This is a genomic window from Rhizobium sp. Root1212, from assembly GCF_001424985.1.
Classification (GTDB): Bacteria; Pseudomonadota; Alphaproteobacteria; order Rhizobiales; family Rhizobiaceae; genus Pararhizobium.
Genome location: NZ_LMDA01000015.1, coordinates 22082 through 35234, shown reverse-complemented (window position 1 = coordinate 35234; position 13153 = coordinate 22082). Strand labels below are relative to the sequence as shown.

General features: G+C 51.9%; 12 protein-coding genes. 5 read left to right on the top strand and 7 right to left on the bottom strand.

Annotated elements, in window-relative coordinates:
• Positions 1-390: 390 nt before the first annotated feature.
• Positions 391-990, top strand: a complete 600-nt coding sequence (locus tag ASC86_RS25305; RefSeq protein ID WP_200943824.1) for a LysE family translocator — start codon at positions 391-393, stop codon at positions 988-990.
• On the opposite strand, the gene ASC86_RS15810 is transcribed toward ASC86_RS25305, so the two are convergent.
• On the bottom strand, positions 987-1799 hold the full coding sequence (locus ASC86_RS15810; protein WP_082510241.1) for an AraC family transcriptional regulator: 813 nt from the start codon (positions 1797-1799) through the stop codon (positions 987-989). The two genes, ASC86_RS25305 and ASC86_RS15810, sit on opposite strands and share 4 nt — an antisense overlap.
• Before the next feature lie 339 nt (positions 1800-2138).
• Between ASC86_RS15810 and ASC86_RS15805 the strand changes: the two genes are divergently transcribed.
• Positions 2139-3059, top strand: a complete 921-nt coding sequence (locus tag ASC86_RS15805; protein ID WP_082510240.1) for a LysR substrate-binding domain-containing protein — start codon at positions 2139-2141, stop codon at positions 3057-3059.
• A 41-nt stretch (positions 3060-3100) separates the two neighbouring features.
• On the opposite strand, the gene ASC86_RS15800 is transcribed toward ASC86_RS15805, so the two are convergent.
• Both ASC86_RS15800 and ASC86_RS15795 read right to left on the bottom strand, forming a co-directional pair.
• Positions 3101-3565, bottom strand: coding sequence for an acetyltransferase (locus ASC86_RS15800; RefSeq protein WP_056323082.1), 465 nt, complete (start codon positions 3563-3565; stop codon positions 3101-3103).
• Positions 3565-4161 (bottom strand): GDP-mannose pyrophosphatase, encoded by a 597-nt coding sequence (locus tag ASC86_RS15795; RefSeq protein WP_056323078.1) that lies wholly within the window; start codon positions 4159-4161, stop codon positions 3565-3567. The genes ASC86_RS15800 and ASC86_RS15795 overlap by 1 nt, the downstream gene beginning before the upstream one ends.
• 462 nt (positions 4162-4623) lie before the next feature.
• On the opposite strand from ASC86_RS15795, the gene ASC86_RS15790 reads away from it, so the two are divergent.
• Both ASC86_RS15790 and ASC86_RS15780 read left to right on the top strand, forming a co-directional pair.
• A complete protein-coding gene (locus tag ASC86_RS15790) occupies positions 4624-5436 on the top strand; it encodes a hypothetical protein (protein WP_156387080.1) in 813 nt (270 codons plus the stop codon).
• A gap of 148 nt (positions 5437-5584) precedes the next feature.
• A protein-coding gene (locus tag ASC86_RS15780) for an IS3 family transposase (protein ID WP_156387079.1) occupies positions 5585-6687 on the top strand; the annotation gives its coding sequence in 2 pieces (ribosomal slippage) (positions 5585-5846 and positions 5846-6687; 1104 coding nt in all).
• A 310-nt stretch (positions 6688-6997) separates the two neighbouring features.
• Here the strand turns inward: ASC86_RS15780 and ASC86_RS15770 are convergent.
• Complete coding sequence (locus ASC86_RS15770; protein ID WP_082510238.1) at positions 6998-7807, bottom strand: DeoR/GlpR family DNA-binding transcription regulator; 810 nt, start codon at positions 7805-7807, stop codon at positions 6998-7000.
• A gap of 26 nt (positions 7808-7833) precedes the next feature.
• Here ASC86_RS15770 and ASC86_RS15765 point away from each other — a divergent pair, with 26 nt between their 5' ends.
• On the top strand, positions 7834-9045 hold the full coding sequence (locus ASC86_RS15765) for an amidohydrolase family protein (protein ID WP_056323065.1): 1212 nt from the start codon (positions 7834-7836) through the stop codon (positions 9043-9045).
• A gap of 968 nt (positions 9046-10013) precedes the next feature.
• Here the strand turns inward: ASC86_RS15765 and ASC86_RS15760 are convergent.
• From ASC86_RS15760 to hydA, 3 genes are read right to left on the bottom strand one after another with little or no spacing between them, the layout of a single operon-like run.
• Positions 10014-10901 carry a sugar kinase gene (locus tag ASC86_RS15760; protein ID WP_056323063.1) on the bottom strand — a complete coding sequence of 296 codons (888 nt, stop codon included), beginning with the start codon at positions 10899-10901 and terminating at the stop codon, positions 10014-10016.
• Positions 10902-10925: 24 nt separating this feature from the next.
• The gene (locus ASC86_RS15755; protein WP_056323060.1) at positions 10926-11651 is read right to left on the bottom strand and encodes an SDR family NAD(P)-dependent oxidoreductase; all 726 of its coding nucleotides are present in this window, start codon (positions 11649-11651) and stop codon (positions 10926-10928) included.
• A 2-nt stretch (positions 11652-11653) separates the two neighbouring features.
• On the bottom strand, positions 11654-13030 hold the full coding sequence (gene hydA, locus ASC86_RS15750; RefSeq protein WP_056323111.1) for a dihydropyrimidinase: 1377 nt from the start codon (positions 13028-13030) through the stop codon (positions 11654-11656).
• Positions 13031-13153: the final 123 nt, after the last annotated feature.

Sequence of the window (13153 nt, the reverse complement as noted above, 5' to 3'; positions counted from 1 at the left end):
CCATCCGAACGGCGCGGACGCGGACTTCAGGAGAAAATTTGTTCGTCGTTTTGCTTGTCATAGACCCTACTTCTCACGAGTTGGGGTCTCCGGCAAAGCCGGGGCGGTTCAGGCCTTTGCTGCCACTTTCGCCTGCACAGAGGGTTGCAACGGAATCTGTGAAGCCCAATGAAGTCCAATTAGATCGATCTCCGGAGAGACAGCGGCTCGATCGTACGAAGTGCTCGCTGCGGCAGCTGAGTCAGAGGCGATTGAAGCCCGCACCAAAAATGCTGTCATGTTGTTCAAGTGACCCTGTGGCGAAATGGAATCCGTCAAATGGTCAGTATTTTACAATACGAGCTACACTCGCTTTGCTAGCTCGTCCGGACGTTCACAAGGGATCGGACGATGTCGACAGCGGTAATCATTTCAATGGCCACATTTGCACTGGCTGCCTCATTTTCCCCAGGGCCGGTTAATATTGTGGCACTGTCGGCCGGAATGCAATTTGGGTTCCGGCGATCGGTCGCGTTCGTGACTGGAGCGACTTTCGGTTTCACATTACTACTTTTATCGGTTGGCTTCTTTTTGCGAGCTACGCACAATTGGCTGCCTGAACTTCTCATTATTAGCCGCTGGGCAGGCGTTGTCTTCCTCGCATACATGGCGGTAAGTCTGGCTACCGATGGAGGTAAAATATCTACAAGCGAAGATCGAAAACCACCCACTGCTATTGAAGGTGGCTTGCTTCAATGGTTGAACCCAAAGGCATGGCTTGCTTCGATCTCGGGAATAGGCATTTTTGCGGCTGGTGATGCCCCCGGTGATCTGTTCGTATTCGCGTCACTTTATTTCGTAATTTGTTATGGCTCGATAGGTAGCTGGGCGCTGGCTGGAGCTGTCGTCAGTGAGTGGATACGAACCCCCCTTGTGCTCGCGTGGATAAATCGGTTCCTTGCTTCACTTCTTACAGTCAGCGCCATCTACTTGACATTTTTCCGACCCTAGCCCCTCAATGAGTGCACAAATGCCCCAGGATTTACGGCGGTCAAGCGTTTGAAGGCGCGCTGAAAATGGGCTTGATCGAAAAACAGTGCCTCGTGGGCGACGTCGGCAATCGATAAACCATTACGAAGCATGTAACGCGCTTCCTGGATTCGGTGGTTAATTAAATAAGCGTAGGGTGTCATGCCAAATCGCTGGCGAAAAGATCGTGTGAGATATGAGGCTGAAAGACCTGACGCCGTGCATATTTCGCTGAGGCCTAACTTCCTGTCCCAGTTATCACGAATAAATCTGGCAGCGATAACGAGCCGGTCGCTGTCAGATGGTGGAAGACGCCGGCGCGTTCCGAAAATATCAACTAACTCCGTAAAACTCTCAATCATCGCAATTTCTTTTTCAAGGCAGTTTACATCAGGCCGAATCAATATCTCGTAAAGCTCAGTGAACCGGGTAAAGAGCTTTGGAGTGCTGCCGACGCTCTCAGTAAACTCAAAAATGCTTTGAATGGCAGTTTCAGAAGTCTCATTGAGTGTTTCAAACCAGTCGACATCGACATGGAACATCAAATAAGACCATGGCGATGTTGCTATCGGATTGCAGGCATGTACGTCTCCTGGGTTCATCACCGTAACTTCGCCGCTTCCAATTTCTACTGTCTTCCCCCGATTATAGAATCTGGCGCGCCCCTGTCGTATAATGCCGATCGACAATGTTTCATGGCTATGTTTATCGAAACAGAATTTATGACCGTCTTCAACAGCGCGTGCTTCAACAAAAGGCAAGTTGTTATTATACCAAAACGTGTTTTTCATCTGTTCTCAAGTATCAGCGAAACGGAAATGAACTCTTGAAAATAAAGTCTAGAAGCTTCTAAATTCGGGCAGTGAATCGTTGCTAGAGAGCTCTCATTCTATTGAGTGAAGTGCGGAGTCCGAGCCGTTCGTAGACGGATGAAATGGGGGAATGTCCGCCCATTCCCGAAAACTCATGTCGTCAATCGTTCGCTCGCGCGGAACGTTAGAGTGCTGGAAGAAATGCCAGATCCATTTAATAAGAGTTTCCACTTTGGCTCCTTGTCTATGAGATGTGAGTATGGGGAGCGAAGCTCGGTTACAATGGACTTTTTCATCGTCTGGGTTTAGAAAATCTTCATGGCGGACACTGACAAATCAACGCTTTCTTCGGTTCCTCTGAATAGCTTGCGGGCAATTTATACAGTTGCCCGGAAAGGTTCGCTGCGCGCTGCGGCTTCGGAAATAGGAGTGACAGAAAGCGCTATCAGCCAACATATTCGTCGAGCGGAACAGCGACTCGGAACTCGCCTTTTCGTGCGTCTTTCAAGCGGCCTCATCCCAACCGAGATCCTCGCGACGACCCTTCCTCTTTTGGCGGTCGGCTTCGAGAACCTGGCGGAAGCAGCTGCTCGACTACAGCCGGCCAGACAAAGGGCGTTGGGTATCACGGTCGGGAATGTATTTGCAGGGCGTTTCCTAATTCCCCGAATGCCAGACTTTGCGCAAAGACACACGGGCATAGATTTAAACCTCGAAATCAACGGTTTCGTGACCGACTTGTCACGATCAGAGATTGATTGCGGCATCCGTTTTGGTGCAGGAAAGTGGCCTCTCGTCAAAAGCAGAAAGCTTTCTTCTTGCTCGTTGCTGGTCGTCTGCTCGCCCGAATTCGCAGCCAAAGTTAGACGGCCCGAGGACATACGCCATCTGCCAATAATTAGAGATTCAAGCACCGAAGCCGACTGGCCAAACTGGTTGCGCGCTGCCAAATTGGAGAGTTTGTTTCCTTTGAATTTCTTGAGTTCTTATGCAGACCCTTCAATATCGTTTGAGGCTGCAATTAATTCTCACGGACTTTTATTGGCAGTCGACATACTGGCAGCCGAAGCGGTCATGCGCGGCGATCTTGTCTCCCCCTTGCCCATAAGGCTGGAGTCAGCCTCCCAATACTGGCTCGTTTCCGCTGAAGGCAGACAACAAACAGAAAACCAACGCATTTTTGAGAATTGGCTAATGCGCCAAGCTCGACAAGCCAAGGTCCTGACGGAAGGCGGTTGACATCGTGCTCGGCCGGGTCAGTTGAGACACGCGCTTTTTACCTAAACATTCATGCCATGAGTGTTGCTACGTGTGCGCCGCATGCGCAGCAGCGGGTAAGGGCGACCGTCATCGTCGCGTTCCGAACGATCAAAAACCTCAAAGCCAAGGTGGTGGTAAAAGCCTCGACCTGAAAGGTTCTGCTCATTCACATCAACGGTGATCGCATCGTGTGCCTCCAAGAGCCGGCCAACAAGCATACGGCCGATACCAGCTCCGCGACTATGTGCGTGCACGAAAAGAGTATCGATATGAGCTTCAGATACACCCATAAATCCGTGAGGTTCATCGTTGTTGTCGGCTGCAACCAGTAAGTCTGCTGCCGGAAGATATTGATGCTTCACCAAATCGCCAATCTGCAAGAAGTCCTCTCTCGACAGGAAGTGATGCGTCGCTTCGACGGAACTTTTCCAGATTTCAAAATTACGGGGGAGGTCCCCCTGACGCGTTTGACGTAGGTGGAACATTAAGAATCTACCTTGACCGGGAACAAATGCAATGCCGCATATCGCAAAAGCCTTATAGTCTTGTCGTCTCGGATCAGTCCCTCGGAGATCATATCTAGCGCTTCTTCGATTGTTGGCTCTAGATGTTCAATGTCTTTGCCCTCGTCAGCATTGCCTCCCCCATCCGCAACCTTATCTGCTGCCGAATACCTTCCAACAAAAAAGTGTAGTCGCTCGGTCACCGAGCCGGTGCTCATTAAGGAGTCGAAGATAGCGCGCACCTCATTGACTCTGAAGCCAGTCTTTTCTTGAACTTCGGCACGAATTCGATCTTCGAGCACGGCTTGATCCAGTAGTCCGGCAGGAGCTTCGATCATGAGGTCATCGTGACCGTTTACGAAATCGGGATATCGGAACTGCAGAGTCAGCAGGACCGTTAGTCGATCCGGATCGTAAAGGAGCATAGTCACTGCGTTGCCTCGATCGTAGGTTTCCCGGCTCTGACGCTTCCAACTTTCGTCGGCCCGTAGAAATTTGAAAGTCGTCCTTTTTGGAAGGTACCAGTCGTCGGAAAGTATCTTTGTGTCCCCGAGAAACACTCGACCCGCAATTCCCATTGGCATCTCCTTTTGCACGATAATGCACATTCTTATCTTTGGCCGCAAGCGCGACCGCGTAATCAAAGGCCTCGGCCTTCGAAGCGCTTAGGTGTCTGGTTTGATCGTTTGATGAGGCGTCCTTACGGAGCGGGTAAAGTGGCTAGGGTGAGACGTGCATCATGACCGCCACCGACTGACTTGTCTGGGAATTAACGGCGAAAAGCACAGAACTAACTGTTTATAATGCAAAATTGGGTCGGCGATATGGGGTCATCATCGAGTCTACCACTTCAAAAATACGCGCTTCATTTTGTGATGTAAATCTCTAGGCACACTGCCATTTTTCATTTTGGAACCCATTGCAGCAACCTCAGTGGGTGGGAGGTCAATGAAACCATATGAAAGAATGGTCTTTTAGCGAACAGCGTTGCATAACGAGAAGATTTCATTTAATTACCCATATCGATATAAACATGCAATTTGGATGATGATCCTATGAAAAATTTTCGGCGTGCTCTCGCCACCGCTGCGGTGGTTCTTTGTGCGGGAGCGAGCTTGCTTTTTGTCGGCTCTCCTGGATTTCTTAACCGAACCGTGGCTGATACCGTAGAGCCAGCGCACGGGGCCTCCCGAAGTGCGAAACCTTTGGATGAAAGCCCCGACGAGATGGAGGCCGCATTGGCAGCCGAGCGAGCTCGGCAAGATGCCATGCAAAGTATCCAGCAACAGCTATCAAAGCCATTCTCTGATTTTGCAGAAACCTACGAGTCAACACTTCGCTCGCGGCAGGATGCCGCCGCACTCCTTAGTAAAGACATTCTTGTGCCCGGCGACTGCAATATTGGAGGACTCGAGAGTATCGCTATTGCTCCGGATGAGTTCGTACAGTCGAACGCGCTAAACCAAGGCAAAATTGAATTGGAGAATGCTCGTACAAAATACGTAGATGAAGGGCGGACATACGACTTCAAGTTTTCATCTGATCGCCCCCCTAGCGGAACGAGCGAGGTGGTCGGTCTAGTTGAACGTGCCTTGCAGCAGATAGGGTCTATCAACGCCCAATACGCGGTATTCTGCAACGATGCAGAACAGAGGATGCAGGAATTGCAGGCCTCGTCAGACGCGACAAGCATGATGAGGATCGCTGAGGGGCTCCAGAAGAAGCAAACCGAAGCATTCAACCAAGTTAGAGAGGCAATGCTGGAGATGAATTCCGGCGTGGATGCAATCGATAGACACTTGGTGAATTGGCTTGCAGAACCGTTGCGAACGGCGCAGGCGAGGCCCAACTAGGGTCGTCGTTGCCGCCATTTTCAGAAGGTGTCTTTCAAGGGACGACCATGGCGGCACACCTCTAGTCTGATCTGAACCCTTCAAACTGGACCATTTTTGGTTAGAGTTTTCCGGTGCATTTTCCTGGCTGGGAAAGGACGGAAAGACGATGAAGGCATCGCAGTTTTCGGACGCTCAGAAGGCGTTCATTCTGAAGCAGGGTGATGAAGGCGTCTCGGTGGCGGAGATCTGCCGGAAGGCTGGGATCAGTCAGGCGACCTACTTCAACTGGAAGAAAAAATACGCGGGTATGCTGCCACCAGAGATGAAGCGGCTGAAGCAGCTTGAGGAAGAGAATTCGCGATTGAAGAAGATTGTCGCGGATCTGACGCTTGACCGCGAGATGTTGCAGGATGTCATCCGCCGAAAGCTCTGAGGCCTGCTCGGAAGCGGGAGATGGTGAAGGGCATGTGCCGCGATTGGATGATCTCGATCCGGCGTGCCTGTGGAGCGTTGAACTTCGATCGGTCAACCTACCACTATGCCTCTCGCCGTGCTGATCAGGCCGGCCTGGAGCGTCGTATTCGCGAGATCTGCGAAATCCGTGTGCGGTACGGCTATCGGCGCGTGCATGTGCTCCTGGAGCGCGAGGGTTGGGGCACCAACATCAAGCGAACATATCGGATTTACAGAGACTTGGGGATGCAGTTGCGGAACAAGACACCCAAGCGCAGGGTGAAAGCCAAACTTAGGGAGGATCGGCAAATGGCGATCGGACCGAACGATGTCTGGGCAATGGACTTCGTCCACGATCAACTTGCAACCGGCAAAAAGCTGCGTGTGCTGACGATGGTCGACACCTTCTCCCGCTATGTGCCGGTGCTTGATCCACGCCATAGCTATCGCGGCGAAGACGTTGTGCAAACCCTCGAACGGGTGTGCTCGAAAGCTGGCTATCCAAAGACGATCCGCGTCGACCAAGGGACGGAGTTCGTGTCGCGCGATTTGGACCTCTGGGCCTATTCCAAGGGCGTTACGTTGGACTTCTCACGCCCTGGAAAGCCAACCGACAACGCCTTTATCGAGGCGTTCAATGGCCGCTTCCGCGCCGAGTGCCTGAACCAGCATTGGTTCCTGACACTTGCGGACGCCCGCGAAAAGATGGAGGATTGGCGTAGATACTACAACGAAGAACGACCACATGGTGCGATTGGCAACAAGGTGCCGATCTCACTGATAAATTCGGGAAGCGCAACCAGCCCGCTCCCCTGAATGAAGCCGGAAAACTCTAGCTTCCGCTGGTCCAACGTTTGGGAGCGGTTCAGAAAATCCAAGACTCTCCCGAAAACTGGAGGGAAATTGGGTCTCAGGTCAAACTGGGCACCCGAGCATACTGATCAAATGGAGCGTAACATGCGAAGCGCGCTTCGTTATTGCAAAGCAAACATGAATATTGAAGGGTGTCAGGAAGCCGTTGCGCGGGAGCAAGAGACAATGGCTGCGATAGCGGCATTCCGAGACCTCAATAAGGCGCAGGCCATCCTGTCGCATTCTCCTTAAAGGAGTTCGTTTTATCATCGCATTAGCTGTAGAGTGCTTTGAGTTTCCTTGACTCAATCCAAGTACGGCTTTTCACACTATCTTCAGTTACCACTGTGTCGACAAGCGAGAGCGGGCCAATTTTGTGGGCTGCCGCCGTGCCGAATTTATCAGGCGTGACGATCGCGGCGACTTCAGCGGCGGCCTCCATCATCGCGGACTTCACTGCTACCTCGTCATAGCCCGCTGTGGTGAGACCGAAATCCTCGTGCATACCATGAACGCCAATGAAACAGAGGTCTGCATTCATTGAATGCAGCTGATCCAAAACACGAGCCCCTAAAGTCATTTGGCTGCGCTTGTCGAACACCCCTCCCAACAAGATAACTTCGAGGTATTGGTGCTCGGTCGTTGCTGTAGCAATCAGTGGACTGTTTGTGACTATTGTGGCCCGCAGATCGGTTGGCAACTGTCGCGCCAGCTCGAGATTGGACGTGCCACCATCTATGATGACGACTTGATCTCGAAGCACCAACTGAGCAGCGAGGCGCGCCAATTTCACTTTTACATCGGCGGCAATTTTGTAACGTCCCTGAAAGGGCAGCGTGCCAGGCGAGATTGGTAGTGCTGCGCCATGGACGCGCTTAATCAAGCCGGCCGAAGCCATTTCACGAAAATCTCGCCGTGCGGTGTCTTCAGAAACCGAAAAATGCTCGGAGAGATCGGTTGTTGAAAGCCGTCCTTTGGTTTGCAGACTTGAGAGTATGAATTCCCGGCGTTCATCCGGGGTAGAGTCAAAAGACAAGGTATTTCTCCATTGCATTTTTCTGCACACATCGGTAAAGACGCGCATAATAATCCACAGACATGGAGCGTATTATGGGCAATCTGCTTATCAAGGGCAATGTTATCTTTCCCGACCAAATTGTCGAAAACGCTGTTATCCGCTGCGAGCAGGGAATGATATCTGGCATCGAGGAGTTTTCACCAAAGCATATAAAGGAAAACATCCTCGATTGTTCTGGTAAGTTTTTGTCGCCGGGTTTTGTTGACATCCACGTGCACGGCGCTGCAGGCGCCGACTATATGGATGGAAACGTCGACGCCGTTAGGAGGGTTAATGTGGCTCATGCCAAACATGGCACGACTTCGATTTTTCCGACGACCACAACTGGGTCCTTTAAACAATTAGATGACATGGTAACTGCGTGCGAAACTATACAAGCGTCTTGGAAACCGTTTGATGGTGCTCGTATAGCCGGTATCCATTTCTACGGACCCTATTTCGCGGAAGACAAAGTCGGCGTGCATTCGGTTGAAGGCCGCCGAGACCCTGTTCGCGAGGAGTACGAATACTTCCTGTCCAAACCCATTATCAAGATTGCTACCTGTGCATCCGAACTTCCAGGCGCACTGGAGTTTTTTGCTTTCGCCAAGGATAAGGGCTGCTTAATAACCTGTGGCCATTCAAATGCGTGTTGGAGCGAACTCGAGGCTGCGTTCTCTGCAGGTATGAGACATGTTGACCATTTCTGGTGCGCGATGAGTTCGGTTTCGTCACTCCGCAAGCGGTTCGGAACGCCAATGCAGGCCGGAATGGAGCAGTACGTACTTTTCAATGATGCGATGAGCACTGAAGTAATTGCTGACGGTTACCACCTCTCCGATGATCTTCTGCGGTTCGCCTATGAGATGATCGGCTATCACAGGACATGCTTGGTTACCGACGCGAACCGGGCCATGGACGCGCCAGCCGGGAAATATCGGTTTGGATCGCACGAGGACGGCACGTGGGTTTACAGTGACGGTCGCACGGTGCGGGGAGAAGACGGCGGTCTCGCCAGCTCGATGCACGGAATGGACAAGATGGTGCAGACCATGGCTCGGGCGGTCGGAAAAAACCTGCCAAGTGTTATCCGCATGGCATCTCTAACACCAGCCGAACTCGTTGGAGTTTCAGACGTTGTCGGTAGCATCGAGCCAGGAAAGCTGGCCGACATTCTTGTTCTGGATAAAGAGCTAAACCTTCATAGGACGATTATTGGAGGGGCCGACGTTTTCTTGGCGAGTTCAGCAGAACAGCCTCAGTGATGTCTGGATCGAAATCTCTTTTTCTTGGTGTTGACGTTGGCGGCACAAAGACCCGCTGGATGGCGGGTTGTGCCCAAAACCTCGTTTTGGATATGACGGTTCCTACCGCGTCTTGGCGGTTGAACAATTACAGCGCGCAGGATTGCTTGCGCCTTGTGGAGATTGTCGAAGCTTCACTGGGGAATGAGACACCTGTTCGGGCTGTGGTTGGGGCTAACGGTTGCAACAGCGATGAGAGGTTGCGAGCTTGCGAAAAAGCATTGCGAGAGACATCGGGATGGGAGGTGAAGGTCGTCAACGACGCGGAACTCTTACCCGCAACTGCATGCCGCCTCGGTGGAATATCACTGATTGCCGGGACCGGCTCAATTGCAGTCTCTCGTCGGCCGGACGGCTCGCTTGTCACGGCGGGAGGCTGGGGTTGGCTCCTGGGAGATGAGGGTGGTGGCGCAGGCATTGTACGCGAAGCGATAAGAGCGTGCTTAGCTGTAAATGACTGCGGCCTAACGGGGGATGCGCTTAACGACCTTTTGTGTGAAAGCCTGGAAATTCCAGAAATTGGGCAGGCAAACGAGCGCTTGTGCCGCAATTTGAATTCCGCTGCTTTCGCGTATCATGCCACGTCGGTTTTCACCGCGTTCGATCAAGGTTCGGTCATGGCAGCTAAAGTCCTGCAAAAACAGGCCGAGATGCTTTGCGCGAATGTATCCAGCCTAATTCGCCAAGGCGCTACCGGCCCCGTATTTCTGGGAGGAGGAATATTTCAAGGGCAACCTCAATTTTGCCGACAGGTCACGTCCCTAATAGCTCGGGAGTTTCCTACGATGTACACTTACATCGTTACCACTTCACCCGTAGAGGGGGCTCTTTGGCTGGCAGCTGTGTCCGCGACACGATAGTCGCCTTTCACCACCTCCTAAAAGTGAGCGTTGTTGAACCGTGTTTTGATATCCGGGGTGAGTGTAGTATCACCCGAGCGCGCCGTGATGCATGATTGTTTTTGATGCCAACAAATGCCCGGCATGTACCGCGTTACCAACAGTCTCGCCGTTCAATCTCGCTGCGAGGTAACCTGCGTTAAACGCATCGCCGGCGCCTGTAGCATCGACGCATTCTACGATTTTGACAGGAGCGTAAGTTTCAAACGCCCCCTCGAGCGCCACATGTATCGGTTCGCCTCCGTTTTTAACGACAACCTCCCTGGCTCCGGCGTTTGAATATCGTCTCGCACATTCGTTAGGTGTTCTATCGTTAAAATGCGCATACTCGTCGGCAAAGCTTGGCAAAACGATGTCTGCGATCGCTGCGGCACCTGTAATAGAGGCGCGCATTTGTCGACGGGATATCCAAAGGTTACGACGGATATTGGGATCGAATACGATTTTGGTTCCGCCGTCTCGTGCACGCGCAACAGATTGTAGGAAGAGCAGTCTTTTCATAGGAGCTAGAATAGCTAGCGTTACTCCGCTAAAGAAAATTACGTCCGCCCCACTCAGCGACGACCAGAGCAAGCTCTTGTCGTCTGCTAAGTGCGTCGCAGCGGAATTTCGTCGCCAATAGCTAAACCGTCGATCGCCGTGTTCTTGCTGGATAAGGTACAGCCCGAGTTGGTGGTCGCTCAATTCCGGGCTTCCCAGAAGGTCAACTCCGGAGTCATTTGCGAACGTTCGAAACTCTCGTGAGTAAACGTCGGTCCCGGTGGCGGTGTAAAAAGCTACATTCCAATCGAGCCGCGGGAGTTTCCTACGAAGGTGCCACGCCGTGTTGAAGGTATCGCCAGCAAAGCCGAGAGCTAAGTTCGGCGTCGTTCCTGCGAGTTCAATCATCGCCTCGCCAATGGATAGGATATTTTTCATGATTATGATTTCAGCCTTTACCTGTCACCACATCACATCTCCGCCATTCGGAGAGATACTTTGCCCAATCATGAAAGAGGCAGCATCACTCGCAAGGTAGAGATAGGCTGAAGCGATCTCATCCGCGGTGCCTATCCGGCGGATAGGCAGCTGTTCGGTCTTCCAGTCTTTCCAGTTCGGATCGCTGCCGTGCCACATGTTTGTGCCGGTCGGACCAGGACATACACAATTTACGGTAATGCCTTTTGACGCTACCTCTTGCGCTATTGAAACCGTCATCGCGACGAGAGCTGCTTTCGATGCCGAATAGGCAGATTGTTTTGGTGCAGGTTTATGAGCCAACTGGGACGCTGTATTGATAATACGACCGTAACCACGGTTTATCATGTGCGGGATTACGGCTTGGAGGGCGAACAGTGAGCCAGCAACGTTAACAGCAAATACCTTTGACCAAACATCTGTTGGGATGTCTTGGACGTCCTGTGCCGGAGTACCTACGCCTGCATTATTGATCAGGATGTCAATATGACCAAGGCGCTGGATTGCGACATCAACGACTTGCTCGACATTTTTCTTGTCGGATACGTCACAAAATAGAGCGTCTCTATTGTTCTCCGCGATTTCGGATTTGTCGAACAGATCCGCAATAAGGACTCTCGCGCCGGCTTGTTCAAAAAGCGAACCGACTGCGGCTCCAATTCCAGTTCTTCCCCCAAAGATTAATGCGGTGCGGCCCTCGAGCACAAACATCTTCAAACCTCTACGCGCTCTCGGGAAAGAAACTTTCCATATCCGGCCTCGCCACAGAATTCACCGTCGCGCACTATCTGTTTGCCCCTTAGCAAGACGGACACCACCCTGCCTCGAACCCTCATTCCTTCGTATGCGGAATAATCGACTGCATGATGTAAGTTCTCATTGCTGATGGTTCGACTGCTTGCAGGATCAAACAAAACAAGGTCAGCGTCGTTTCCTATGCCGATTGTTCCCTTCCGTGGCGCAAGCCCGAAAGTTCTAGCCGGACGTGATGCCACCAGGTCCACAAATTGTTCAAGCGAGATTTTTCCACTCACTACACCTTGGTAAAGAAGAATAAAGCGTTCCTCTATGCCGGGGAGTCCGTTTGGTATTTTGGTAAAGTCGCTGCGCCCCACTTGCTTCTGGTCATGATAGCGAGTGGAAGAGTGGTCAGATGAAACTGTTTCTAAGACATTGTTTCGCAGAGCTCTCCAAAGCACTTCTTGATCTGCCCTGCTTCGAGCAGGGGGCGAAAACACGAATTTCGCTCCTTCAAATCCTTTTCGATCCAGATCGTCTGTTGTCAGGAAAAGATAATGGGTACACGTTTCGGCAAGAACATTGACGCCTCGCTGTTTGCCGCGAACTACTTCCTCCAGAGCTTCACCACAACTAACATGAACCACGTAAAGTGCTGCACCCGTCATTTCAGCAAGCGCGATCGCTCGCGACGTCGCCTCGGCTTCTGCCCGGGCAGGGCGGCTCGCTGCATGATACAGCGGGGCGGTCTTGCCTTCGCTTAGAAGCTTCCGCTGCAAGAAATCAACAGCGTCTCCGTTTTCCGCGTGGACCATAATTAGTGCGCCGCATTCTCTGGCTTTCGCCATGGCGCTCAGAAGAGCCTGATCGTCAATCATCGCGCTCCCCTTCCCCGACATAAAGAGCTTAAAACTGGTGATACCCCTGCCCGGTAGAGTCGCGAGTTCATCTGCAATGCGATCATGGAAGTCTGGGATGAGCATGTGGTAACCATAGTCGACAGCTGCCTTGCCGAATGCCTTTTTGTCCCAGTTGTCGATGCCTTCCGCTAAAGTACCGCCGGGCGACTGTTGACAGAAATCGATAATGGACGTCGTTCCACCGCAAGCAGCCGCAACTGTACCTGTTTGGAAGTCGTCTGCTGTCATCATCCCAAGCGACGGTGCGTCGAGATGGGTGTGCACATCCACGCCTCCTGGCAGGACATACAGCCCCTTCGCGTCGATTACTGTTTGTGCTCGGAGAAAGCTTCCACCAATTTGTGCGATTTGCTCTCCGATGATTCCAACGTCGGCACGATAGGATCCGGCGTTGGTCACAACGATTCCGTTGGTGATGAGAGTATCGACCATTTGCATCCATTCTGTATATAGAATAATATCCTTTTAACAGAACATAAACGTTCGAGCAGAGTTTAGTCAATGCCTTTTGGTTTGAAGCAGTGATGAGGTGTGTTAGGTCTCGGCAAACGATTA

Excerpts from the sequence above, each read along its gene's own strand:
- ASC86_RS15795 (WP_056323078.1), bottom strand. The coding sequence starts at position 4,161 with ATGGGAATTGCGGGTCGAGTGTTTCTCGGGGACACAAAGATACTTTCC.
- ASC86_RS15760 (WP_056323063.1), bottom strand. The coding sequence starts at position 10,901 with ATGAAAAATATCCTATCCATTGGCGAGGCGATGATTGAACTCGCAGGA.
- ASC86_RS25305 (WP_200943824.1), top strand. The coding sequence starts at position 391 with ATGTCGACAGCGGTAATCATTTCAATGGCCACATTTGCACTGGCTGCC.
- ASC86_RS15800 (WP_056323082.1), bottom strand. The coding sequence starts at position 3,565 with ATGTTCCACCTACGTCAAACGCGTCAGGGGGACCTCCCCCGTAATTTT.
- ASC86_RS15805 (WP_082510240.1), top strand. The coding sequence starts at position 2,139 with ATGGCGGACACTGACAAATCAACGCTTTCTTCGGTTCCTCTGAATAGC.
- hydA (WP_056323111.1), bottom strand. The coding sequence starts at position 13,030 with ATGGTCGATACTCTCATCACCAACGGAATCGTTGTGACCAACGCCGGA.
- ASC86_RS15765 (WP_056323065.1), top strand. The coding sequence starts at position 7,834 with ATGGGCAATCTGCTTATCAAGGGCAATGTTATCTTTCCCGACCAAATT.
- ASC86_RS15810 (WP_082510241.1), bottom strand. The coding sequence starts at position 1,799 with ATGAAAAACACGTTTTGGTATAATAACAACTTGCCTTTTGTTGAAGCA.
- ASC86_RS15755 (WP_056323060.1), bottom strand. The coding sequence starts at position 11,651 with ATGTTTGTGCTCGAGGGCCGCACCGCATTAATCTTTGGGGGAAGAACT.
- ASC86_RS15770 (WP_082510238.1), bottom strand. The coding sequence starts at position 7,807 with ATGCGCGTCTTTACCGATGTGTGCAGAAAAATGCAATGGAGAAATACC.